This window comes from Streptomyces sp. NPDC048639 (assembly GCF_043199075.1).
In the GTDB taxonomy this organism is placed as follows: Bacteria; Actinomycetota; Actinomycetes; order Streptomycetales; family Streptomycetaceae; genus Streptomyces.
The window spans coordinates 945,256-969,082 of record NZ_JBICVP010000001.1 but is presented as its reverse complement, the minus strand read 5'-3'; the positions used below and the strand labels follow the sequence as shown (position 1 = coordinate 969,082).

The window sequence follows — 23,827 nt, the reverse complement described above, 5'->3', positions numbered from 1 at the left end:
TCCAGCTGCGTCGGGCCGGACGGGCCATGCGACTCGGCGGGTCGGCCGGGCAGTCCACCGCGTTGGGCGGCGCGCCCGGGCGGGCATAGGGCGTTTCCTTACGGATCGCCGGCCGTGCTCGCTGCATCTCCGGCCGGCTCAAGGAACTCCCCTGCGTGTGAAGGACGGCCCTTGGCCGGGCATCGCGCGACAGCTCTAAGGGGGAGGCCTTCACGGCCCATGGGGAAGTCGAGCCTGCCGGAACGTCACCCCGTATCCGCCGCGCCCGCCCCCGGAACCGCGGTGGCAGACCTCCGCCGCCGGCCCGGCGTGATGCTCGTCCGAGGGCCGTGCCGCGCTTACGCCCGCGCTACGCCCCGCCCACTAGGCTGCTCTGACCAGCAAAAATGCCCTCCCGGAGGAGGGCTGGTCCGTGGCGCCCCCGGCAGGACTCGAACCTGCGGCCAAGCGCTTAGAAGGCGCCTGCTCTATCCACTGAGCTACGGGGGCCAGGTGTGGTGGCCGGAAGGGCCTGGACAAGGATAGGGCCCGGTGCGCCCCGTCCCGGTTGCTTCACCTCCGTGACACGATGTGGAGGTTCGGTGAAGCAGTCCGATAATCGCAGGCAGATGTGAATCCTGCACCGCTTTTCGCGCTCCGAACGCGTGCTGTTGTGCACTCGTTATGCCTGAGTCTCGGCCGTCACACACGCCCCGCGTTGCTCCGGTAGGGATGCGGTGGCGCGCAGAGGTAAGCATACGCTTCAAAAAGACTCCAAAATTGGGCATTCTTCGCATGTGGCGACCTTGGACGTACGGCCCCAGATGCTCGAAGCACTGTCCGCACTGCGCGACCGTGTCGCCGCCGCGCGCTTTCCGCTCGCCCTGCCGGGCGCCGCGCGGGCGCGGCGCGACCGGGCCGAACTCCTCGCGCAACTCGAGGACTACCTGATCCCCCGTCTGCACGCCCCCGACGCGCCCCTCGTCACCGTCATCGGCGGCTCCACCGGCGCAGGCAAGTCCACCCTCGTCAACTCCCTCGCCGGCCGCCAGGTCAGCGCCGCCGGCGTGCTCCGCCCCACCACCCGCACCCCCGTGCTCGTCTGCCATCCGGATGACCATCACTGGTTCGCCGGGCAGCGGGTGCTGCCCGGCTTCACGCGCGTGTGGACTCCGGTGCACGCCACCATGGGCGCCAAGGACGGCAAGGGCCACGGAGGCGGAGGCGCCTACGACCCGTACGACACCTACGAGAGTTACGACGACGAGCCGGCGCGATCCGGCCCCCGCAGCGGGCCACCGTCCCTGCGCATCGAGACCGTCAACAGCCTTCCGCCAGGCCTCGCCCTCCTCGACGCGCCGGACATCGACTCCCTCGTCTCCCGCAACCGCGAGCTCGCCGCCGAGCTGATCTGCGCCGCCGACATCTGGGTCATGGTCACCACCGCGACGCGCTACGCCGATGCCGTGCCCTGGCACCTCCTGCGCACCGCCAAGGAGTACGACGTCACACTGGTCACCGTCCTCGACCGCGTGCCCCACCAGGTCGTCGCCGACGTCTCCCGGCAGTACGGCGCGCTGCTGGACAAGGCCGGGCTCGACGCCGTACCCCGCTTCACCATCCCCGAACTGCCCGAGTCCACCGGCGTCGGCAGCGGGCTGCTGCCCGGCAGCGCCGTCGCTCCGCTCCGCGAGTGGCTCGTCCGCCACGCCCAGGACCCGGGCACCCGCTCGGCCGCTGTGACGCGCACTGCACGCGGCGTGCTCGCCTCCCTGAACGTGCGGCTGCCCGCGCTCGCCGGTGCCGCCGCCGCCCAGCACGCGGCCGCGCTGCGGCTCGCGCACTGCGTGGAGGAGGCGTACGCGGAGGCGGGTGAGCGGGCCCGCCGGGACGTCGCCGCCGGCACCGTTCTCGCGGGCAACGCCCTGACGCGCTGGCGCGGTTACCCGCAGGACAGCGGCGCCGCGGAGTTCCTCGACGCCCTCGCCGACAGCCTGACCGCCCTCCTGTGCTGCGCCGTCGCGGGCGCCGACGAGCGGACCGAACAGGCCTGGCACGCCGACCGGATGGGCGCACACGCGTACCAGCCGGGCAGCACGCGCACGGAGGGTTCCGCCGCACGCATCGGGGTCGCCGTACGCCGCTGGAGGCGCTGTCTCGAAGAGCTGGTCGACGAGGAGATCCGCACCCTGGAACGACCGGCGAACGTCGACGCCGACCGGATCGCAGTCCTCCTGGCCGCTGCGCTCCTCGGCGCGGACCGTGGCCGGGCAGCGGGCGAGAACCTCGCCGACACCCTCGGCGCGCAGGGCGCCGTCCGCCTGCGGGACCGCGGCGGTGAACTGCTGGCCGAGTGCCTGGACGAGGTCCTCAAGGGCGAGCGCGACCGCCGACTGGCCCCCTTGGACGCCCTCGACGTCACCCCCGAGCAGCAGGCCGCTCTCATCGCCGCGCTGTCCGTACTGCAGAAGGAGAGGTGACCGCGGTGACCTCCGCCGCCACCGACCGCCCCGGCGAGCCCCGCCACCCGTCCGGATCCGCCCCCGCCTCCGACGCCGACGCCGACTCAGCCCGTCCGACAGAGCGGTGGGCGGGCCTGCCGCGGCGCGAGGACGCGGAACGCTCCTACGAGGCCCAGGACGCGTACGGACAGGGCCCGGTGTACGAGCCGGGGCGTCCGTACGAGCCGCGTTCCTACGAGCCGGAGGCGGCGCCGTACGGACGCGGGAGCGCGTACGAGAGCGGTGCCTCGTACGCAAACCACGGCTCCTATGGTTCCGGCGGCTCCTATGGAGGCGGCGGGGCCTATGGACCCGGTGTGGTCGAGGACCGTGCCGAAAGGGCGGACGCCGCGGACAGGTGGCAGCCGCACCATGCCCCTCAGGACCCGGCGCCCCGTACGGAGAGCGGACAGGTACCCGCTCACCGGGATGGCAGCGTGCCCGCGTACGGCCCCGGCGGCGCTGCCGAGTACGGTCCCCGCGCCGCCGAGTACGGTCCGGACGGCCATGCCCTCCATGGTCCCGGCGGTGCCGATGGCCAGGCCCCCTGCGACGCGCCCGCGGCTGAGGAGGAACCGCGACGCGCCCCCTCGCACGAGCAGGCACACGGGGCGGAGTCCGCATCCCATGACGACCTCGACGCCGAAGCGGTGGGGGAGTGGGACGACGGTCTGATCGCCCGCAGGGCCCGCGACGACGCCGACACCGCGTACTACCGGGCGGCCCGCCGGCCGGAAGCCGGGCCTCCCCTGTGGGAGACCGACAACGCACCGGGTCCGGGCCCCAGGGAGCAGGCATCCCCGCGCGTGGCCACGGCACTCATGCCGGGTACGCCGACGGCACCGACCCGCAGCGGGTTCAGCCGGGGGCTGCGCCAGCGGCTCGAGGCGCTGCGCGAACTCGTCGGGCTCTCGCGCGCTCGCCTCGAACCGGGGGCGCTCGCCGAGCCCTCCCGCGTCCTGGAGGAGGCCGCCGCCCGCCACCGCCTCTCCCTCGACCACACCGTCGTCGCCATCGCCGGTGCCTCCGGGAGCGGCAAGTCGACGCTGTTCAACGCCCTGGCCGGAACGATTCTTTCGGAGGCGGGCGTCCGGCGGCCGACCACCTCCTCACCCATGGCCTGTACGTGGTCGGAGGGGGCGGACGGTCTGCTGGACCGGCTCGGCATCCCGCCCCGGCTGCGCCGCCGTCCGCAACGCGTCCACGACACGGGACTGCGCGGGCTCGTCCTCATCGATCTGCCCGACCACGACTCGGCCGTCGCCGGGCGGCGCGAGCAGGTCGACCGGTTGCTCGGGCTCGTCGACGCGGTGGTGTGGGTCGCCGACCCCGAGAAGTACGCGGACGCGGTGCTGCACGAGCGCTATCTGCGGCCGCTCGCCGGGTACTCCGAGGTCACGTTCGTCGTCCTGAACCAGGTGGACCGGCTGCCGGGAGACGCCACCGATCAGGTGCTGGACGATCTGCGCCGGCTGCTCGACGAGGACGGGCTGGCGCTGGGCGAGCACGGCGAGCCCGGGGCGACCGTCCTGCCCGTCTCGGCCCTGACGGGCGAGGGAGTCGGTGAACTGCGCCGGAGGCTGGGCCAGTTCGTCTCGGAGGGCGGCGCGGCCGAACGCAGACTGGTCGCCGACATCGACGGCGCGGCCGACCGCCTCCGTTCGGTCTACATGGCCAAGGGCCGTCCCGGGCTCACGGAGCAGGCGCGCGCGGACTTCGAGGACCGGCTGGCCGATGCGGTGGGCGCGGTGGCCGCGGGACAGGCGGCCGAGCGTGAATGGCTGCGCTACGCGGAACTGGCCTGCGGCGCGCCCTCGGCCCATATGCGGCGCCGGTACGACGCGAAGCGCTCGACGGAGGGGAACGGGGTGAAGTCCCGGCTCCCTTGGCCGGGCCGCATTAAGGGCTCCGCCCCCGTCGGCGCCGCGGTGACGGACGGCGAGGTGCTGCCGCCCGTACAGGCTTCACGGGGCGAGGCGGCGGCCGGGGCGCTCGGGGACGAGGCCGCGCCGCTGGTCCCGAGCACGGCGCGCGCGATCGTGGAGCAGGCCGTGCGCACGCTGACCGACGAGGCGTCAGCAGGGCTGCCCGATGCCTGGGCCCAGTCGGTGCGGGAGGCCGCGGCCCGCGGCGGTACGCGACTGCCGGATGCTCTGGACCAGGCGGCAGCGGCACAGGCGGCCGGTACGGCGCGGCCCGCGGGACCGGGCTGGTGGCGCATCGCCTCGACACTGCAGGGTCTGCTGCTCGCGGTCCAAGTCCTGTGCGCGCTCTGGCTGGTGGCGTCCGTGGTGGGCGGGCCCGGCAACAGCTGGATCCTGCCCGCGGTGCTGATGGGCGTCGGCGTGACCGGTGGGCCGTTGCTGGCGTGGTGCTGCCGGGCGGCGGCCCGAGGGCCCGCCCGTCGGTACGGGCAGGACGCCGAGCGGCGGTTGCGCGGCGCGGCGGCGTCGTGCGGCCGGGCACGGGTGCTGGAGCCCGTGGCGGCGGAGCTCCTGCGGTACCGGGAGTTGCGGGACCAGTACCTGGTCGCGGCGGGCGGACCATCGCACACGACCCTGTTGTAGGCGGGTGGGCTTGCGGGCGCCTGCGGGCGTCTGCGCCCGCACTGTCGGCGACTGCCGGACTGCTGCCCGCTGCCGGGCTGTTGTGGCGGGCCGGGGACGGCGGGTTGGTACGGCGAGGGGGTGCGGCGGACCGGGAGGACGGGTTGGTGCGGCGGACCGGTACGACGGGTTGGTGCGGCTGGGCCTTCGCGACCGGGTCGCGGCCGCACCTCTCACCCGTTCCGGTGACGGAGTTGTCCACAGCCGGAGGCCCGTCCACAGCCGTCAGCAGCCGTGCTCGATCGCGTGCAGCATGGTCGGCACGAGGTACGGAACGAGCGCCGGGGGATGGAATGCGTACGAGTCCGGGGACGGGTGTGCGGGAGAGGGCCGGGACGGGAGCGGCCGGCTCAGCGACAGCCGTGGAGGCGGCAGTCGGCTCCACGACGACGGTGACGGTGGTGGGCAGCGCCGCGACGCCGGTGGAGTTGTCCGAGACGCGTGCGGGCGTCCCCGTGGCGCGGTTCCGGCTCGCGGCGACGACCGACCGCCGCCGGGACGGTCGGAGCGGGGACGGCCGGGGCAGGGGCGGCCGAGGCAGGGACGGGACCGACGGGCACACGAGCTTCTACACGGTGTGGGCGGCGCGGTCACTGGCCGCCAATGTCGCCACGTCCGTGACGAGCGGTGAACCTCTCGTCGTCCACGGCCTGTTGAGGGTGCGCGAGGAGGAGCGCGACGGTAGGCCGCGTCTCTGCGCGGAGATCGAGGCGATGTCCGTGGGACACGATCTGACGTACGGCACCGCCGTGTTCCGCCCGGTCTCGGACGCCAACCCGGCGCTGACGGCGCCGATAGGTGGCCTGAGCGCCTACTGACCGTCCCCTTCGCCGCCTGTGCGTGCGCTGCGACCGCAATGGGCGCGTTGCCGAACTGGCGTGGAAACACCCGGGTTTGGGCTGCGGGTTTGTCGATAAACCCAGGTCAGACACGGGCTGGGCGATAACGATTCCGAGTCGGATCGGTTATCCCCTGTGATTGGTGGGGACGGTGTTGCGCTTTCTCCTTAAGATCCGACCGTGCTCACGGGGGCACTTGAGTTCGCTTGCGGGGCGCTTCCTCCCCCCAACTTCGCCTCGCCGGAGGGGAATCCATGTTTTCTGTACGCAGGCGTGGCTCCGCCCGCCTCGCCGCCGCGATTGTGGCCTCCGGCCTCGTCGCGGCGGGTGTGATAGCCGGCGCGGGCCCGGCCGCGGCCGACGACGCCACGCCGAGCCCCGGTGGCGCGACCGCGACGCTCGACGGCCTGAAGATCTTCGATCAGGCCGTCATCACCAACGACGGCGGCGAGCAGAAGGTCGGCGCCGGACTCTTCGAGATGACCGTCGACGGCGGTGGCACGCTCCAGACATACTGCATCGACATTCACAACCCGACGCAGAGCAAGGCGCAGTACCAGGAGAAGCCCTGGTCCGCCACGTCGCTGCACAACAACGCCGACGCGGGCAAGATCCGTTGGATCCTGCAGAACTCCTACCCGCAGGTGAACGACCTCAGCAAGCTCGCCGCAGCTGCCGACTCGGGTGCGCTGACCGAGAAGACCGCGGCCGCCGGCACCCAGGTCGCGATCTGGCGGTTCTCGGACCAGGCGCACGTCGACGCCGTCGACCCGGCCGCGGAGAAGCTCGCCGACTACCTGCAGCAGAAGGCTCAGGACCTCGAGGAGCCGAAGGCGTCGCTGACCCTCGACCCGCCGGCCGTCTCGGGCAAGTCCGGTGACCGGCTGGGCCCGATCACCGTCCACACGGACGCCGCCAACGTCACGGTCAGCCCGGACCCGGCCTCCGAGGCGTCCGGCGTCAAGGTCGTCGACAAGGCAGGCAAGGCCGTCACCAGCGTCACCAACGGCGGCGAGCTGTTCTTCGACGTGCCGAGCGGCGCACCCGACGGCTCGACCTCGCTGATGGCCCAGGCCACCACCACCGTTCCGGTCGGTCGCGCCTTCGCCAGCCAGACCAAGAGCCAGACGCAGATCCTCGCCGGCTCCAGCGAGAGCACGGTCAGCGCCACCGCGACGGCGAACTGGGCCAAGAAGGGGGCGATCCCGGCTCTTTCGGCGGAGAAGAACTGCGCAAAGGGCGGCGTGGACGTCACCGCCTCCAACGAGGGCGACGAGCCGTTCACCTTCGAGCTGGCGGGCATCAAGCACACCATCGATGCCGGCAAGACCGAGACCGTCACGGTCCCCGTCAAGGAGGACCAGTCCTACGACCTCACGATCACCGGTCCCAACGGGTTCGAGAAGAACTTCTCCGGCGTTCTCGACTGCAAGACCGCTGAGACGCCCGGCACGCCCTCGTCCGAGCCGAGCCCGGCCACGGCCGGCGGCTCCTCCGAGGGTTCCACCGGCGGCGGTGACCTCGCCGAGACCGGTAGCAGCAACGCCACCCCGCTGATCGCGGGCGTCGCCATCGGACTCCTGGTGCTCGGCGGCGCGACGGTCTTCTTCCTCCGTAAGCGGAAGGCCAACTCGGCGGACGAGTAACCCTTCGGCGCACAGCGCTCCGTTCGCATGGTGAGGGCCGGGACCCTGGTCCCGGCCCTCACGCGTGCTCGCCCACCGGCGCGGGCGGGCGAGGAGCAGCGGCATGTGAGAGGCGTCGGGACATGAGGGGCGTCGGGACATGAGGGGTGTGAGCGCCGGTACGAGACGTGGGCGGATGGCGCTGGATGTCCGCATCGAGGTCTGGGCGTGACGCCATATCGCCATCTGCGCGTGATGTGTTCGGCGGCGGCGGTCGAGCAGGCCGACGGCGGTGCGTACTGGGTTCTGCGCGACAGGGTTTCGCGCGTACCCCTTTTCGCAGGTGCCGGTTTCGTTTGTGCTCGGACTGTGCGTATCGGATCGCACAGGCCGGGGTCTGTAAGGGTCGGGTTCCTTGTGTACCGGGTCCGCCCGCAACGGGGTCGCTGCGCGTTCGCCGTCGTGGGCAGTCGTGGGCAGTCGTGGGCCGTGGTGGGGCACCGGGGTGCCGCCTCGTCCGCGGCCAACCGGAGGGGGCATGCGGTGTTGGCGGTGCGGTGGTGGTGCAGTTGTCGGCGCCGTACGGGTGCGTGGGTGCGGTGCGAGCGGCGCGCGCAGCGGGCACTGCCGACCATCGGCCGTTCGCCCTGCGCATCGAGGGACGGACCGGCTCGCTGCGATCGCCCGCACCCGCCCTTGCCCGTATGACGGGACAGGCGGTGCCGACGCGCGGATCGCTGGGTAGTCGATCCGGCCGGGCCCGTCTCCGTGGCCCCTTGCGCTCCCAAGGCCCCCTGAGTTTCCAAGGCCCCTTGCGCCTCCGCTGGACTCCTGCGTCACAGCGGCCTCTGAGCGCCCGTCTCCGCAGAGGTCGGGGTGTTCATGCCGGTGCTCACGAGGAGCCGATCGCGTACACCGTCGGATCACCCCCCGCCCGTCGCTGCGTCCGCACCCGCGGGCACCCGCTTCCGCCCCCTCCGGGTGCCCGCCCGTGCGCCGTGCGGCGGGCCGGGCGGGAGCCCCGATGACATCTCGTTTTCGTGGAGCGCGACCGTTACGGCAAGATGGCTGTATCTGCCCACCCATCGATTGCCGGACGGTTTCTCTTGGCTGAGCTCATCTACACCATGCGCAAGGCGCGCAAAGCGCACGGCGACAAGGTGATCCTCGACGACGTCACGCTGAGCTTCCTGCCCGGCGCGAAGATCGGCGTCGTCGGGCCGAACGGCGCCGGGAAGTCCACGGTCCTCAAGATCATGGCCGGGCTGGAGCACCCGTCGAACGGCGACGCCTTCCTCACGCCCGGTTACACCGTCGGCATGCTCCTTCAGGAGCCCCCGCTCGACGAGTCGAAGACGGTGCTGGAGAACGTCCAGGACGGTGCGGCCGACACCATGGCCAAGCTCAAGCGGTTCAACGAGATCGCCGAGCAGATGGCCACCGACTACTCCGACGCGCTGCTCGACGAGATGGGCAAGCTGCAGGAGGCGCTCGACCACAGCAACGCGTGGGACCTCGACACCCAGCTCGAGCAGGCCATGGACGCCCTCGGCTGCCCGCCCGGCGACTGGCCCGTCACCAACCTCTCCGGTGGTGAGAAGCGCCGCGTCGCGCTCTGCAAGCTGCTGCTCGAAGGCCCCGACCTGCTGCTCCTCGACGAGCCCACCAACCACCTGGACGCCGAGTCCGTCCAGTGGCTGGAGCAGCACCTCGCGAAGTACCCCGGCACCGTCGTCGCCGTCACCCACGACCGGTACTTCCTGGACAACGTGGCCGAGTGGATCCTCGAGCTCGACCGCGGCCGTGCCCACCCGTACGAGGGCAACTACTCCACGTACCTCGACAAGAAGGCCACCCGCCTCAAGGTCGAGGGCCAGAAGGACGCCAAGCGCGCCAAGCGCCTGAAGGAGGAGCTGGACTGGGTCCGCTCCAACGCCAAGGGCCGCCAGGCGAAGTCCAAGGCGCGTCTGACCCGTTACGAGGAGATGGCCGCGGAGGCCGAGAAGACCCGGAAGCTGGACTTCGAGGAGATCCAGATCCCGCCGGGCCCGCGCCTGGGCAGTGTCGTGGTCGAGGTCGAGAACCTCTCCAAGGCGTTCGGCGAGAAGGTCCTCATCGACGACCTCTCCTTCACGCTGCCCCGTAACGGCATCGTCGGTGTCATCGGCCCCAACGGCGCGGGCAAGACGACGCTGTTCAAGATGATCCAGGGCTTGGAGACGGCGGACTCCGGTTCCATCAAGGTCGGCGAAACCGTCAAGATCTCCTACGTCGACCAGAGCCGCGCCAACATCGACCCGAAGAAGACGCTGTGGGCCGTCGTCTCCGACGAGCTGGACTACATCAACGTCGGTCAGGTCGAGATGCCGTCCCGCGCATACGTGAGCGCCTTCGGCTTCAAGGGCCCGGACCAGCAGAAGCCCGCGGGCGTCCTCTCCGGCGGTGAGCGCAACCGTCTCAACCTGGCGCTCACCCTCAAGCAGGGCGGCAACCTGCTGCTTCTCGACGAGCCGACCAACGACCTCGACGTCGAGACCCTCTCCTCGCTCGAGAACGCGCTGCTGGAGTTCCCCGGCTGCGCCGTCGTCGTCTCCCACGACCGGTGGTTCCTCGACCGCGTCGCGACCCACATCCTCGCGTACGAGGGTGAGTCGAAGTGGTTCTGGTTCGAGGGCAACTTCGACTCGTACGAGAAGAACAAGGTCGAGCGTCTCGGCCCGGACGCGGCCCGCCCGCACCGTGCCACGTACAAGAAGCTGACCCGGGGCTGAGCGGCGTGGCCCGGCACGTCTACTCCTGCCCCCTGCGCTGGTCGGACATGGATGCGTTCGGCCACGTGAACAACGTGGTCTTCCTCCGCTACTTGGAGGAAGCGCGCATCGACTTCATGTTCCGGCTCGCGCGGCTGGACGACAGTCCGTCCTTCACCGGCGGCTCGGTGGTGGCGCGTCACGAGATCGACTACCTGCGGCCGCTGGTGCACCGGCATGAGCCGGTGACCATCGAGACGTGGGTGACGAAGATCGGTGCGGCGTCACTGAACCTGTCGTACGAGATCAAGGACGAGGAGCAGGTGTACGTCCGGGCCTCGACGATCGTCGTGCCCTACAACCTCGACCACGGGCGTCCCCGGCGGATCACCGCCGAGGAGCGCGTGTTCCTGGAGAAGTTCACGTCCGACGAGTCGTCCGACGGGACCCCGGACGGGAGTTCCGACGGCAATTCCGAGGGAGCCGTCGCCGCATGACGGCGCTGCGCCTCGCCGACGCCAGGGAGGCGGCGGATCTCGCCGCCTTCCTGGCCAGGCTGCTGCACTACGACCGCCGTGCGGCGGTCCGCCTCCAGGCGGGTGCGGGCAGTGCGGGAGGCGCCGACCGGATGCCGGGCGGGGCCCGGCCCGGCGCGGGCGGCGGGCGCGTGCTCGCCGTCTTCGGACGCCCCGCTTCGTTCGAGGTGCTGGCGATCCGTACGGCCCGGCTGGACGAGCCGTACGAGCTGGACGTCACCGTCTCCGCCGGCCAACTCGCCGACGCCCTCGACACGGCATCCGCAGAGGATCCGGCGGGGGGCCTGACGCTCACCGTGCCCGAGAGCGTCACGGGCCCGCCATGGGCGGGCGTGCTGCCGCCGCGCGGCGGCTGGCAGCGTGTCGAAGGGCTGCCGGACACCGATGACATCCGGTCGGTGGTCGCCGTGGCGGTCGGTGAATTCCGCGCGCGGATCGAGGAGTTGCCCGAGGGCCGGCGCACCCGTGCCGAACTCGACCGCATCGGGCGGGAGATCTGGTCCCGCACCCTGGGCGCCACCGAACTCCCGCTGCGCGCCGTACACGCCGCGCAGTCGCTGGGCTTCCTCGGACCGCTCCCGGCCGGAGCGGCCGTGGCTTCGGCGGCGCGCGGCGGAGACGGCGCTGTACGGCAGCCGCGCGCGAACGGTGCTTCGACGGCGCTTGCGCAGAAGCCGCCGGAGGCGCCGGCGCTGTTCGCGGCGGGAAGCTGGCTGCGCCTTCGGACGCCGTACGGCTCGATCGTCCTTCGCCGTACGGGACTTCCCGGTCTGACCGTCACCCCCGGTTAGAGCGGGCCCGAGGGGCCGGTTCCCGGTCCGTGGGGCTCGCCATCCGCGCCAGGCGGGTCAGCGGGCCGCGGTCACCGGTACGCGGCGCGGTCCGCGGACCAACAGGCCCGGCCGGTACGGGAGTTCAGCGGGGTCGGCCGCAAGTCGCAGGCCGGGGAAGGCGGCGAAGAGGCGCGGCAGGGCGATTGCCGCCTCCAACCGCGCCAGGCGCGACCCGACGCAGAAGTGTGGGCCGTGCCCGAAGGCGACATGGGGCGCGGCACGCCGCTGCCCGCCCGCGGCCCCTGCACCGCCCGCGTCGCTGACATCCGCGCCGGAGCAGTCCGCGCCGGAGCCGTCCATGCCGGAGCCGTCCATGCCGGAGCCGTCCATGCCGGAGCCGTCGATGCCGGAGCCGTCCACGGAGAGGCCGCTCATGGAGAGGCCGCTCATGGAGTCGCCGTCCGGGCCCCGGCCGGAGCCGGCCCCGGAAGCAGCTGAGAGGTGTGCACCCGAGCCCGCCACGTACCGTTCAGGCCGGAAGGCGTCCGGGTCCGGGTAGCGGGACGGGTCGCGGTTGGCCGCGGCCAGGACCGCGAGGACCGAGGCCCCCGCAGGGACGACCGCCCCGCCGCCGAGGTCCACCTCCTCCGTCGTACGCCGCCACGTCGTGCCCTCCAGCGGGCTTGCGTGCCGCAGCGTCTCCTCGACGACCGCCGCCCAGCGGCCGGGCCCCTCCCGCAGGGCAGCCTCCAGTTCCCGCGGGTGCGCGAGCAGCAGCAGGGACGCCGAGGCGAGCAGGTTCATCGTGGTCTCGTAGCCCGCGAAGAGCAGGAGAAAGGCCATGGCGAGCAGTTCGCCGTCGTCGAGTCCGCCCTCGGACGAATCGTGGACGAGCGCGCTGAACAGATCCTCGCCGGGTCGTCGCCGCTTCTCCGCGATCAGCCCGGTGAAGTAGCCGTAGAGCGAGGTCCACGCCTCGTCGACGGCCCCGCGCTCCAGTGCGTCCGCCGGCGACCCCACCCGGTACGTCCACCTCCGCAGGTCGCCGCGGTCCTCCTCCGGAACGCCCAGCACTTCGCCGATCACCAGGACCGGCAGTGGGAACGCGAACGCGTCGACGAGATCCGCCGTGCCCCCGTCCTCCAGCCGTGCCGCCACGTCCGCGATGAGCCCGTCCGTGAGGCGCGCGATGCGCGGGCGCAGCGCGTCCACCCGGCGGGGTGCGAAGGCCGCCGCCGTGAGCCGGCGCAGCCGTGAGTGGTCCGGGGCGTCGGAGTTGAGCATGTGGCGGGCGAGGCAGGCCCGGGCGCGCTGGGCGGGGGAGTCGGGCTTGTGACGGCCCGCTCCCTGGGGCGGCACATTGGAGAACCGGGGGTCGGCGAGCACGGCGCGGGACTGCTCGTAGCCGGTGACCAGCCAGGCATGCGTACCGTTCGCCAGCGCCACACGCGTCACGGGCCCCTGTGAGCGCAGGGCGGCGTAGTACGGGTAGGGGTCGCGGGCGAAGGCCCCGTCCGCCGGGTCCAGTACGGGCTCCGGGGCCGGTGGCTGCTCGCTGCCCCGTCGGTGCTCGGGGGCGCGTACGTGCTCGGGGGCGTATAGGCGCTCAGGGCCCGGCGCACCCGCCGGCTTCCGTACGGCCGCCGACTCCTGTACGCCCGCCGGATCGTCCGGCACGGCGCGATCGGGCGCTGTGCGGTCATGATCCGGCGGGTCGAGTACGGGAGGAAGGGCGAGGTCAGCTGGGTCGGACACGGGCCCCATCCTGGCAGGGCACGGCCGATCACAGCGTGACGGGGGCCTCAGTCAGCGGTGTTGATCATGGAGGCTGCCGCGTACTGGAGGTAACTCCACAGCTGCGCCTCGTGTTCCGGCGACAGCCCCAGCTCGTCCACGGCGGTGCGCATGTGCCGCAGCCACGCGTCGTGCGCGTCCCGGTTCACCGTGAACGGCGCGTGCCGCATCCGCAGCCGCGGGTGCCCGCGGTTGTCGCTGTACGTGCGCGGTCCGCCCCAGTACTGCATCAGGAACAGCACCAGGCGCTCCTCGGCGGGGCCCAGGTCCTCCTCCGGGTACATGGGCCGCAGCACCGGGTCCTCGGCGACGCCCTCGTAGAAGCGGTGCACCAGCTTGCGGAAGGTCGGTTCCCCGCCGACCTGTTCGTAGAAGGTCTGATCCTGCACCGTGCCACGTGGAATCTCAGTCACCTCACCATGGTCTCAGACACCCGGCCGAGGTCCAGGGGCCTAGGTCCGGGGTCCGGAGGCGCAGCAGCGACCCCCGGCCGCCGCCCTGTTCCGACCCTCCGGCCACCGCCCGGTTCCGACCCTCCGGCAGCCCGGCCCCCAAGCCCTTCGCCTGCCCCGCCCCGAGCCCTTCGCCCGCCCGCCCGGCCGGGCCCCGCCGCCCCGCCCCCGCCGCCCGGTCCGCACTCCGGCCCCGCCCGCGGTGTCGCGCCGCCGCTGCGCCCGCAGGACAGTGGAGGCATGACGGAGGCCGGGACACAGCCGGAGGCGGCCGCCGCGGCGCGGGCCGCGCTCGTCCGCACGATCGTGGCCGAGGGGCTGCTGACCGATCCCGCATGGCGGGCTGCGTTCGAGGAGGTGCCGCGCCACCTGTTCGTGCCCTCGTACTACCTGCCGGTCCGGGACAGCTTCGAGCTGCTGTCGTACGGCGACCCCGACCCGGGCGTACGGGCCCGCTGGCTCTCCGGCGCGTACGCCGACACGCCCCTGGCCACCCGGGTACGCGACGGCGCGCTGATCTCCTCCAGCAGTCAGCCCTCGCTGATGGCGCAGATGCTGGAGGTGCTGGACGTCCGCGACGGGGACCGGGTCCTGGAGGTCGGGGCGGGGACCGGCTACAACGCGGCGCTGCTCTCCCACCGGCTCGGCGAGAAACGGGTGACGACCGTGGATCTCGACCGGGAGATCACCGACTCCGCCCGCGGCCATCTCGCCGCGGCCGGGTACCGCCCGGTGGTCCTCCGGGGTGACGGGGCACACGGCTGTCCGTCGCGCGCCCCGTACGACCGGATCCTGGCGACCTGCGCCCTTCGGTCCGTACCGCACGCCTGGCTCGAACAGTGCCGGCCGGGCGGGCTCGTCCTCACCCCGCTCGCCACCGGTCTGCTCGTGCTGCGCGTCAGCGGCGCCGGGCAGGCCGAGGGCCGGTTCCTGAACACCTCCGCGTACTTCGTACCGCTGCGCGCCGGTGCGGCGGAGGCGCAGCAGGGTCCGCCGCTGCCGCAGGGCTCTTCGCACCAGGGGACGTCGCTGCCGCAGCCGGAGGACGCCGAGGGCGTGCCCCACCACGTCCTGCGCCACGAGCCGTTCACGTTCCTGCTGGCCCTGACCGCGGGCAGACTGACCCCCCGGGAGGCGTACGAGCTGTGGCAGCGCGCGCACCATCCCGAGCGCAGCCGCTTCGGCGTCACCATCCGCGGCGCCGAGCAATGGGCGTGGCTGGACGACCCCGAGGGCCCGGGCGCCTGGCCGCTCGGTCCGGCGGTGCAGGGCATGACCTGGCGGCAGGGGTTCGTGTGAAGACGGCCCGGATGTCTCCGGGTCGCGTACTCAGCCCCTGCGGAGGGTGATCGTCGTCCAGGCGCCCACGTGTACGCGGTCACCGTCCTGAAGCGGGACGGGGATGAACGGCTCGATCGGCTCCTCGCCGCCGTTGACCGTCGTGCCGTTGGTGGAGTCCTGGTCGACGACCGACCAGGAGCCGTCGGGCTGCGAGACGAGCACGGCGTGCTTGTGCGAAACGCCCGGGTCCTCCGGCGGTCGGGACAGGTCGATGTCGGGGGACTCGCCCGTGCTGTTGCGGCGGCGGCCGATGGTGATCTGGCTTCCGGAGAGCGGGAGTTGCTGCTCCGGTGAGTAGGCCGGAAGGTTCAGTCCGGCCGCTTCCGGTCCGCTGCGGTTCATCATCGCCAGGAAGTACTCACGGTCCGGGCCGATCGCCGCGATCCAGTTGGCCGGCCGTGCGGCCTGCGGCTCGCCCGGGAACTGGCCCGTGCCCGGCCCGGGGGCGGGCAGGGGTGCCTGGTGCGGCGGCTGCAGATTCCAGGCGTCGCCGCCGTGGCCGTCCGTGGGAGCGGGCCCGGGCGCGGGAGGCGCCTGCGGGAACCCTGCCTGGGGCGCGTACGGGCCCTGGGGAGCACCACCGTGCAGCGGCTGCTGCTCCGGCCCGGGCTGCGGCGGAGCGAGCGACTCGGCCGGGCGGTTCATCTGCGAGGGCCGCGAGCCCTGGTAGTCGAAGCCGTTCGGGGCCTGGGGTGCCTGGGGTGCCTGAGGTGCCTGAGGTGCCTGAGGCACCCCGTGCCCCTGCGGTTGCATCGGAGGGAAACCGGGCGGGCCGCCCTGCATCCCCTGAGGCGGCGCGGCCGGAGGCGTGAACGTCGGGGAATGCGTGAGGAAGTTGTAGCGGCACTCCTCGCAGAACGGCGCCTGCGCCTCGCGCGGCGTACGGCACTGCGGGCACAGCTCGCCCTGCGCGGTGGCGTTCGGGTCGAAGCCGGGACCCGGGTCGAAGCCGGGGCCCGGGACGGGGCCGAGTCCCTGGCCGGGCGCGGGACCGGAGCCGGGCACCGGGCCGGAGCCGGGACCGTACGGGCCGGGCGCCGGTGGCTGGTTGGGGTATCCGTAGCCGCCCTGATAGTGCTGGTGCTGGTTCGGGTGGGGATAGCCGTAGCCGCCCTGCTGGTGCTGGTCCGGGCTGGGATATCCGTAACCGTCCTGCTGCGGCTGGTTCGGGCTCGGATATCCGTAACCACCCTGCGGGGTACCGGGGCCACCGGGTCCGCCCTGGAGCGGTGGAGGCGGGGGCGGCGGGGCGACAGCTCCGCCCTGAACTCCGGCACCGGCCATGCGGTGTCCGCAGATCTCGCACCAGTCGTCGGAACCCGACTGATGTCCGTTCGGGCAGGTCGGCATGTCGGTGCTTCCCCCTCTCACCTCGGCCCCCTGTGGACCGTTGTTCTTGCGTTGCGACTGCTCAGGGATGGATCCAGGACTACTTCTTGACGCGGACCGTCTTGGTCGAGCGCGTCTCCAGAGTCATTTCGTCGGCTTCCGCGACATCTCTCTTCAGTCGCACAGTACCGGTCGCCACATCGACGACGTCCACCACCTTCGCAAGCAGTTTCGCAGTCTCCTCGTTGCCCGACGCATGCGCCAGATGCACGGCCCGCCCCAACTTGGCCGTCGCTGCGTCTCGATCGCCCGACTTGCGTGCTTCCAGTCCTTGTTGGATGGCCTGTGCCAGTTCGGCCTGACCTGTGTAGTGCGCGACCTGGGGGTTGAAGGAGGTGGACGCGGCCAGGTCGCCGGTCCACACGGCCCGTACGAGCCCCTGGGCCCGCGTCTCGGGTGTGCCACCGCCCGGCGGCGGGACGACCACGGACACCCGGGCGGCGAGCATCTCGCGCCCGACCTCCGCGGGCGGGACCCGTACGCACACGTGGTAGTCGCGCGACTCGTCGCCCCAGGAGCCCGTCGGATAGTCCCCGGCGCGCGCCCCCGCGTCGGCGCGCCGGTCCGTGAGGTTCTCGACGGTGGGGGCGACCTGCTTCACGAACGCGACCTCCGCGCCGGCGGGCGTCCACAGCCGCAGGTTCACGTCCGCGACCTCCTTGCCCATCGCGGTCTCCATCATCCGCGCGAAGTCGGCGGCGAGACCGGCCGGATCGGCGACGATGTCGGCGCTGCCGAGCAGTGCGGCGGCGATCCCCGTGACCTCCCCCACCTCCCAGTCCGTGCCCACACCGCGCGCGTCGCAGGTGAACCGGCCCGCGCACGCCTCCAGCGCGGCGCGCAGAGTCTCGGGCGCCTCGTGCTCGTTGCGCCCGTCGGTCAGCAGGATGCCGTGGCGGATGGCCGCCTCGGAGGAGGAGAGCAGCCTGTCGGCCAGGCGCAGCCAGGTGCCGATCGCGGTGCCGCCGCCCGCGCTCAGACCGCTCAGGGCCTGGACCGCCTGGGCGCGTGCAACGGTGTCGGCGACCGCGAGGCGGCCGCCGCCCGGGTAGACCTCGCTCGCCCGGTGGGTGCCGCTGACGACGGCGAACGCGACGCCGTCGCGGAGGGTTCCGATCGCGGCGGCCGTGGCGTCCCGTGCATGGCGCATCTTTGTGGGCGGGTACTCCATGGAGCCGGAGCAGTCGACCATGATGACGACCGCGGCGCCCGGTCCGCCGCGGCCTCCCCGCGTCCTCGCGGAGGCCCGAGGCCCGCCGGTGCCGCCGCGGCAGGTGACCGTGACGATGGCGTTCACCTCGCTCCCGCCCGCCGGCAGATACTCGTTCTGGTACACCTCGGCCGAGAACCGCGGCTCGGTCGACTCCGGGTCATTGCCCATCCGTGTGCGCCCCCCCCCGCGCGTGATGCTCGTGCAGTCCGTGGCCGCATCGGGCCCATCGAGGGCCCGGCCGTACGGCCGTGTTCAGAGCGATTCTGTCCCTGGGGCGGGGGAGGGGAACGGTACGACGGCCACGGTGACGTTGTCGTGACCCCCGCTGTCCAGGGCGTATCCGACGAGCGTACGCGCGCTGTGCAGAGGCCGCGTACGGGCGTCGGCGGGCACCGCCCGCGCCAGGTCCCCGGCCGCTTCCGCGTAGTTCCACAGCCCGTCCGTGCAGACCAGCACCACACCGGGACGGTCCGGCTTGAACGACGCGGTGTGCGGCTCCAGTTCGTAGGCGTCCGCCCCGAGCCAGCCGGTGATCGCGTGCGCGCGCTCGTCCGCGTAGGCCTCCTGCTCCGACATCAGGCCCGTCGCCACCATCTGGGCGGCCCACGAGTCGTCCTCGGTCAGCCGCGCGGCCGGAGCCGTACGGTCGTCGGGCACCCAGTACACCCGGCTGTCCCCGACCCAGCCGACCGTGAGGATCCCGGAGGTGACGACCGCGGAGACGATGGTGCAGGCGGGGGAGTTCTGGTGGTGGCGGTGCGGATTGTGCTCCTCCGGCTGCTGTGGCGCTTCCGCCAGGGAGTTGACGGCCTCGGCGGCGGCCAGGATCGCGTCGTGCATGGCCTGCTGCGGGTGGGTGCCGGCGGGGAGGGCGGCGAGGAGCGAGGTACCTGCCGCTTCCGCGGCCGCCTGCGAGGCCTCGTCGGGTCGCGTCGCCGAGGACACACCGTCGCACACGACGGCGACGACGGCGGGTGAGCCGTCGGGCATCGCGGTCGAGGTCACGGCGAACGCGTCCTCGTTGCGGTGGTGACGCAGACCCCGGTCGCTGACCGCCGCGAGGCCGTCGAGCCCCTCCTCCATGTGGTCCCGCTGACGGGGCTGGGCATGGCCGCAGTGACTGCAGTAGCCGTCCTCGTCCACGGCGCCGGTCCGGCAGGCGACACAGACCTCGCCCGGGGCTCCGGCCGGGCCGCCACGCGCGGAACCCGGTGCTCCGCCAGGAGAGTCGTCCACCGTCGGCCGGGGAGGCGCCGGATCGTAGGCGTTCGCGGTGCGCGGGTCGGCGGGCGGGGGCATGCCGCCCGCGGGCGGCCCGTCGCTCCCTGCGGGGGGCAGGGCCTCGCCCGCCGCGGCGGGCGGCGCGAGCGGGTAGGCGTCCGGGGCGGCGGACGCCGGAGCCGCCGGGCGATCGTCGTCCGCGGAGTCGATACCCGCCAAGTCCTCGGGGCGGTGGGCCTCGCGGGCGGAGCGGGAAGCGGGGTCAGGGGCCGGCCACCCGGCGGCCGCACCGGCTTCCGGCGCCGAAGGGCCGGGGTGTGCCGCGGAGTTCCCCGGCCCGGGCCGGGCGCCGGTCCGCGTCGTGGCCGTGTCGCGAAGCCGGGAGTCTGGCTGCGGCGGGGGCGGCGTCACAGGGGCTGTGGCGTGGGCGTCCGCGGGCGGACCGCCGCGCGGGGCCTGTGCGGCCTGTGCGGCCGACACATCGGCTCCGCATGCGCCGCAGAAATTGTCACCGGGCTCCAGCGGCTCATGGCAGCTCGGGCAGGCCGACAGTTGGGGCACCTTGGGCATCTGCGACATCACTCACACCCACGTCCTGGGGCGGCAGCGGTTGGCCCGCTCCACCATTTCGATCCTCTCCTCGCCACGCTGGGCGAGCCGCGCGAGCACGCGGTACGAGCGTTCCAGGCCGAACCGCAGGCCCCGCTCGTCCAGTCGGCTGCCGAGCAGCACGGGCCGCTCCCCGGCACGGGTTCCGGTGAACGAACCCGGCCCGGCCCCGCCTCCGGCGCCGGTCCCGCTCACGGTCGCGGCTCCCGTTCCACCGGCCGTGGCTCCCGCCCCCGTTCCACCGGACGCGGAGTCCTCTCCGGCGCCGGGCGGGGCAGCGGCGGGAGTGCCCCGTCCTCCGGCGGTCACCCAGGCCAGCGCACAGCTCAGCACCTCGGCCGACAACCGTTCGCGGCGCACCGCGTCCAGGCCGAACTTCTGGAGCCGTTCGACCTGTTCCGCCGCGGCGGTGAGGTCGTCGAGCAGGGCGTCCTGCGCCGCGCGCTGCCGCAGCCGGGCCCGTACCGCCGCGATGCGCGCCGCCGTGTAGTGGATCGACGCCTCGGGTACGGACTCCAGAGCCCGTACGGCTCCTGTACGGTCGCCCGCCGCGAACCGCACGCGGGCGAGGCCGAAGGCGGCGCTCACATGGCCGGGGTCGGCTGCCCAGACGAGGTGGTAGTACTCGGCGGCGTTGTCCAACTGCCCCAGCACTTCGGCGCAGAGGGCGAGCGCGAGCTTGGGGGCGGGCTCGCCGGGGAACGCGTCGTAGACGGCGTCGAAGGACAGGGCCGCCCGCTCGTGGTCCCCCGTCACCAGCGAGGTGACGCCGCGGGACCACACCACGCGCCAGTCGTCCGGGTGCTCCGCCTCCAACCGTGCCAGCGCATCGGCGGCGGCGCCCGTTTCCCCGGTCTCCAGTCGCGCCCGCAGCTCGCGCAGGCGCAACTCCACCGAGTCGGCGGGCGCGTTGGCCAGTGCGGCCAGCAGCTCCTCGGGGGCGGAGGACATGAGCCCGGCGAGGAACCCGGCGTTCGGGTCGCGCGAGTCGACGTGCGGTACGGGCAGTGCGAGGGCGGCGGCGCGCAGATCGGGTGCCGCGGCGGCCGGCGGCCCGGCGGTGGCATACGGCCCGGCGGCCGCCGCGGGGAGGCCGGGCGCCGCAGGGCCGGGCGCCGCAGGGCCGGGCGCCGCAGGGCCGGGCGCCGTCACGGGGTCCTCCTCGGCGAACAACTGCGTGTCCGCCACCCGGAGTTCCGGCCCGAAGAGCGTGGACAGCGCGGGTCGCGGCTGCCCCGTCCGGAGTGCGACGACCTCCCTCAGGACACCGGTGAGCTGTTCCGCCATCTCCTCCGCCGAGGCGAAACGGCGCCCCGGATCGGGGTCCGTCGCGCGCACCAGCAGGCGGTAGAACGACTCGTAGCGGCGGAAGACGTCGATGTGGTCCGGGTCGGGGAGGCTGTCCGCGTAGAAGTTGGTGTAGCCCTGGAAGTCGAAGGTCAGAACGGCCAGGGTCCGCGCCACGGTGTAGAGGTCGGAGGCGACGGACGGGCCCGTGTCCGCGACCTCCGGCGCCTGGTAGCCGACCGTGCCGTAGATCGCGCTCTCCCGGTCGTCCATCCGGCGGACCGCGCCCATGTCGATGAGCTTGAGCTGGTCGTGCTGCTGGATGGCGTTGTCGACCTTGAAGTCGCAGTACAGCAGCTTCCGGCTGTGCAGATGGCCGAGTGCCTCCAGTGCCTCCAGGCCGTACGCGCACGCCTGTTCCACCGGCAGCGGGTCGCGCCGGCCCTCAGGGGTCCGCCGCTCATTGGCGATGTCCTTCAGCGACTTGCCGCCGACGTACTCCATCACTATGTAGCCGTCGAGGCTGCCGGTGCGCTGGTCGAGGTGCTCGACGAAGTTGTAGATCCGCACGATGTTGGAGTGCTCGATCTCGGCGAGGAAGCGCCGCTCGGAGACGGCGGCGGCGAGCGCGTCCTCGTCACCGGTGTCGAGCAGGCCCTTGAGGACCACCCAGCGGTCCGACACCGCGTGGTCCACGGCGAGATAGATCCAGCCGAGGCCGCCGTGCGCGAGGCAGCCCGCGACCTCGTACTGCCCGTGCACGACATCGCCGGGCCTCAACTTGGCCACGAACGAGTACGGATGACCGCACTTGGTGCAGAACCCCTCCGTGCGGCCGGGGCGCTCCCCGCGGGCGCGGCCCACCGGGGCCCCGCAGTCGCTGCGGCTGCAGAACCGCTTCCGCTCCGGCACCTCCGCCTTCTCCAGAACGGCGGTACGCGGGTCGGGGCGCGGCACTTCGGGTACGGACACCAGGCCCGCGCCCAGCCTGTTGCGGCCCGAGGACGGTCCGGAGGAGCCGGAGCTGCGCACCGAGACCGAACGGGCGCCGCTTCCTCCCGAGAGCCGCCCCGACACCGACCGGCGCGAGGAGGACGACCCGGATGACGCGCGGGCGGAGGACGACGAACGGCCGGACGCCAGGCCGACGGTCGGCACACCGCCGGACGCGGACGACCCGGACGCGGACCGGGCGGAAGGGGACGCCCCGGAAGCGAACGGGTGCGATGAGGACGGACCCCAGGACGGCTTTCGCAACAGGGCCGGCGGAACGCCGCCGCCCGCGACACCCGTGGGCTCCGACCCGACCGTCCCGTCGGCCGAGACGACGGGCGCCAGACCGCAGGTGTCGCAGTACACCTGCCCGCCGCCGACGTCCTCGTACGCTCCGGGGCACTCCCGTCGCTGACAGGCCTCCGTGCTGGTGCTCATGTGCCCCCCTCGCCGCCCGCGCCCGGGGAGTCCGCACCGGCGCCCGCCGCGTCCCCCGCGGTGGCCGGCCGGTCCGCCGCAGGCGCCTGCCGGGGCACCAGCAGCTCGGCGGCCGCCGCCTGGTAGCGCAGCACCGCCGCCTCGGCCGCGCGCAGATCGCACGGCGCGCTCCACAGCATCCGGCGCGCCATGTCGTACCGCTCGGTCAGCAGCGGATCCTCGGCCAGGCCGTGCCGGGTGATCTTCGCCTTGTACGCGTCGAGCCTGCCGCGGAGTTCGGCCCGTACGGCCAGGGGCGCGGTCACCGAGGTCAGCGACTCGCGGGCTCGTATCAGCTCTTCCTCGGACCGCTCCTCCAGGCGCTCCAGCAGCGGCGAGAGCCGGTGCCACTGGGACCGCCTGCGGTAGTCGGCGGCCGCGGCGAGCTGTTCGTGCAGGGCGGTCGGCGGGCCGCTGACCGCGGGAACCTCGGACGCCGCGATCTTCGCGAGCACCTCGCCGCGGGCCTGCCGCGCCTCGGTGAGGGTGCGGTCGGCCCGGGAGAGCAGGTCCCGTACGGCGATCAGGCGGCGCTCGGCGTCCTGCCGGACGGCGAGGACCGCCTCGATCTCGCGCCGTACGTCCTCCAGGGCGCGGGCCTCGCGGTCGTAGCGGGAGGTGTCGGGGCGGCCGCCGCCCGGTGCCGAACTGGCCGACGCCGCAGGGTTCCAGAAGGTGAGGGGATCGGAGATCACCTCGGCGCGCAGCGCGGTGAGTTCGGCCGTGATGCGCTCCAGGTCGTCGCCCGCCGGGTGCTCGCCCGGGCGCACGCCGACGGAGTGGGCGAGCGAGCGGGTGCGCTGCAACTCGGCGGAGAGCAGGTCTATCCGGGCGGGCAGCGCGGACCAGACGGCGTCGGCGGCCACGACCACGTCCAGAGCCTGCGCGTACCAGGTGTTCATCCGGTCGACGAGCTGCTCCATGCTCAACTGCTCGCTGAGCCGGGCCGGTCCCGTGAGGCCGGGGGAGGAATCGGAAGCGTCCGGGCCGACGGCCACGGCCGTGCTGCCCGGGATCGTGACGCGCGGGCCGCGCAGCAGATCGGTCAGCTCGACCAGATCGTCCCGGGACGGCCAGCGCCGCCCGGCGCGCACCTCGCGCGCCTCCTCCAGAGCCTCGGTGTAGAGGTCGAAGTGGGCCCACAGAAGGGAGATGACCTGCTCGGTCGAGGCCCACCGGCGCTTGGTGGCGCCGGTGAGTTCCGCCCCTTCGAGGAGTCTGCGCCCCGCGTGGTCCTGGAGCGCGAGCAGGGACGTCTCGATCGCCTCGTGTTCGGCGCCGAGCCTGGACAGCGCGCGGTCGGCCTCGTCGCGGTCCATGACCGGACCGTGAGGCTCGTCCGCGGAGCTGGGAAAGGGTCCCGGGACCCCCATCGATCACCTCTCCTGTTCTGTCCGGTTCCTCTGCTGTCCGGTTCCTCATCCGTCGGTCCGCAGCCGCGC

The 23,827-nt window shown here is 73.1% G+C and carries 15 protein-coding genes and 1 tRNA gene; 8 read left to right on the top strand and 8 right to left on the bottom strand.

Features of this window, described 5'->3' with window-relative positions:
- Window positions 1-413: 413 nt before the first annotated feature.
- Window positions 414-489, bottom strand: a tRNA-Arg gene (locus ACGFNH_RS04090).
- Between the two features lie 296 nt (window positions 490-785).
- On the opposite strand from ACGFNH_RS04090, the gene ACGFNH_RS04085 reads away from it, so the two are divergent.
- The 7 genes from ACGFNH_RS04085 to ACGFNH_RS04055 all read left to right on the top strand — a co-directional run bounded on the left by ACGFNH_RS04085 (window position 786) and on the right by ACGFNH_RS04055 (window position 11,627).
- Window positions 786-2,459, top strand: a complete 1,674-nt coding sequence (locus ACGFNH_RS04085) for a dynamin family protein (protein ID WP_393651505.1) — start codon at window positions 786-788, stop codon at window positions 2,457-2,459.
- Window positions 2,456-5,047 carry a GTPase gene (locus ACGFNH_RS04080; RefSeq protein ID WP_393651393.1) on the top strand — a complete coding sequence of 864 codons (2,592 nt, stop codon included), beginning with the start codon at window positions 2,456-2,458 and terminating at the stop codon, window positions 5,045-5,047. Before ACGFNH_RS04085 ends, ACGFNH_RS04080 begins: the two co-directional genes overlap by 4 nt.
- A 332-nt stretch (window positions 5,048-5,379) precedes the next feature.
- Window positions 5,380-5,904, top strand: coding sequence for a single-stranded DNA-binding protein (locus ACGFNH_RS04075; protein ID WP_393651392.1), 525 nt, complete (start codon window positions 5,380-5,382; stop codon window positions 5,902-5,904).
- Between the two features lie 275 nt (window positions 5,905-6,179).
- The gene (locus tag ACGFNH_RS04070) at window positions 6,180-7,571 is read left to right on the top strand and encodes a Cys-Gln thioester bond-forming surface protein (RefSeq protein ID WP_393651391.1); all 1,392 of its coding nucleotides are present in this window, start codon (window positions 6,180-6,182) and stop codon (window positions 7,569-7,571) included.
- A gap of 1,085 nt (window positions 7,572-8,656) precedes the next feature.
- Window positions 8,657-10,321 carry an energy-dependent translational throttle protein EttA gene (gene ettA / locus ACGFNH_RS04065; RefSeq protein WP_393651390.1) on the top strand — a complete coding sequence of 555 codons (1,665 nt, stop codon included), beginning with the start codon at window positions 8,657-8,659 and terminating at the stop codon, window positions 10,319-10,321.
- Window positions 10,322-10,326: 5 nt separating this feature from the next.
- Window positions 10,327-10,797: an acyl-CoA thioesterase gene (locus ACGFNH_RS04060; RefSeq protein WP_393651389.1), complete on the top strand. Its 471-nt coding sequence runs from the start codon at window positions 10,327-10,329 to the stop codon at window positions 10,795-10,797.
- Window positions 10,794-11,627: a hypothetical protein gene (locus ACGFNH_RS04055; protein ID WP_393651388.1), complete on the top strand. Its 834-nt coding sequence runs from the start codon at window positions 10,794-10,796 to the stop codon at window positions 11,625-11,627. The genes ACGFNH_RS04060 and ACGFNH_RS04055 overlap by 4 nt, the downstream gene beginning before the upstream one ends.
- 57 nt (window positions 11,628-11,684) lie before the next feature.
- Here ACGFNH_RS04055 and ACGFNH_RS04050 read toward each other — a convergent pair whose 3' ends face one another.
- Complete coding sequence (locus ACGFNH_RS04050; protein WP_393651387.1) at window positions 11,685-13,364, bottom strand: cytochrome P450; 1,680 nt, start codon at window positions 13,362-13,364, stop codon at window positions 11,685-11,687.
- Between the two features lie 47 nt (window positions 13,365-13,411).
- Window positions 13,412-13,816 (bottom strand): globin, encoded by a 405-nt coding sequence (locus tag ACGFNH_RS04045; protein ID WP_393651386.1) that lies wholly within the window; start codon window positions 13,814-13,816, stop codon window positions 13,412-13,414.
- Window positions 13,817-14,095: 279 nt separating this feature from the next.
- Here ACGFNH_RS04045 and ACGFNH_RS04040 point away from each other — a divergent pair, with 279 nt between their 5' ends.
- Window positions 14,096-15,154: a methyltransferase domain-containing protein gene (locus ACGFNH_RS04040; RefSeq protein ID WP_393651385.1), complete on the top strand. Its 1,059-nt coding sequence runs from the start codon at window positions 14,096-14,098 to the stop codon at window positions 15,152-15,154.
- A gap of 30 nt (window positions 15,155-15,184) precedes the next feature.
- Here ACGFNH_RS04040 and ACGFNH_RS04035 read toward each other — a convergent pair whose 3' ends face one another.
- The 5 genes from ACGFNH_RS04035 to ACGFNH_RS04015 all read right to left on the bottom strand — a co-directional run bounded on the left by ACGFNH_RS04035 (window position 15,185) and on the right by ACGFNH_RS04015 (window position 23,758).
- A complete protein-coding gene (locus ACGFNH_RS04035) occupies window positions 15,185-16,546 on the bottom strand; it encodes an FHA domain-containing protein (protein ID WP_393651384.1) in 1,362 nt (453 codons plus the stop codon).
- A gap of 79 nt (window positions 16,547-16,625) precedes the next feature.
- Window positions 16,626-17,966 carry a VWA domain-containing protein gene (locus ACGFNH_RS04030; RefSeq protein ID WP_393651383.1) on the bottom strand — a complete coding sequence of 447 codons (1,341 nt, stop codon included), beginning with the start codon at window positions 17,964-17,966 and terminating at the stop codon, window positions 16,626-16,628.
- A gap of 84 nt (window positions 17,967-18,050) precedes the next feature.
- On the bottom strand, window positions 18,051-19,598 hold the full coding sequence (locus tag ACGFNH_RS04025) for a protein phosphatase 2C domain-containing protein (RefSeq protein WP_393651382.1): 1,548 nt from the start codon (window positions 19,596-19,598) through the stop codon (window positions 18,051-18,053).
- Window positions 19,599-19,601: 3 nt separating this feature from the next.
- Window positions 19,602-22,346 (bottom strand): tetratricopeptide repeat protein, encoded by a 2,745-nt coding sequence (locus ACGFNH_RS04020; protein WP_393651381.1) that lies wholly within the window; start codon window positions 22,344-22,346, stop codon window positions 19,602-19,604.
- Entirely contained in the window at window positions 22,343-23,758 is a 1,416-nt protein-coding gene (locus ACGFNH_RS04015; protein ID WP_393651380.1) for a hypothetical protein, read from the bottom strand. Before ACGFNH_RS04015 ends, ACGFNH_RS04020 begins: the two co-directional genes overlap by 4 nt.
- Between the last annotated feature and the right edge of the window lie 69 nt (window positions 23,759-23,827).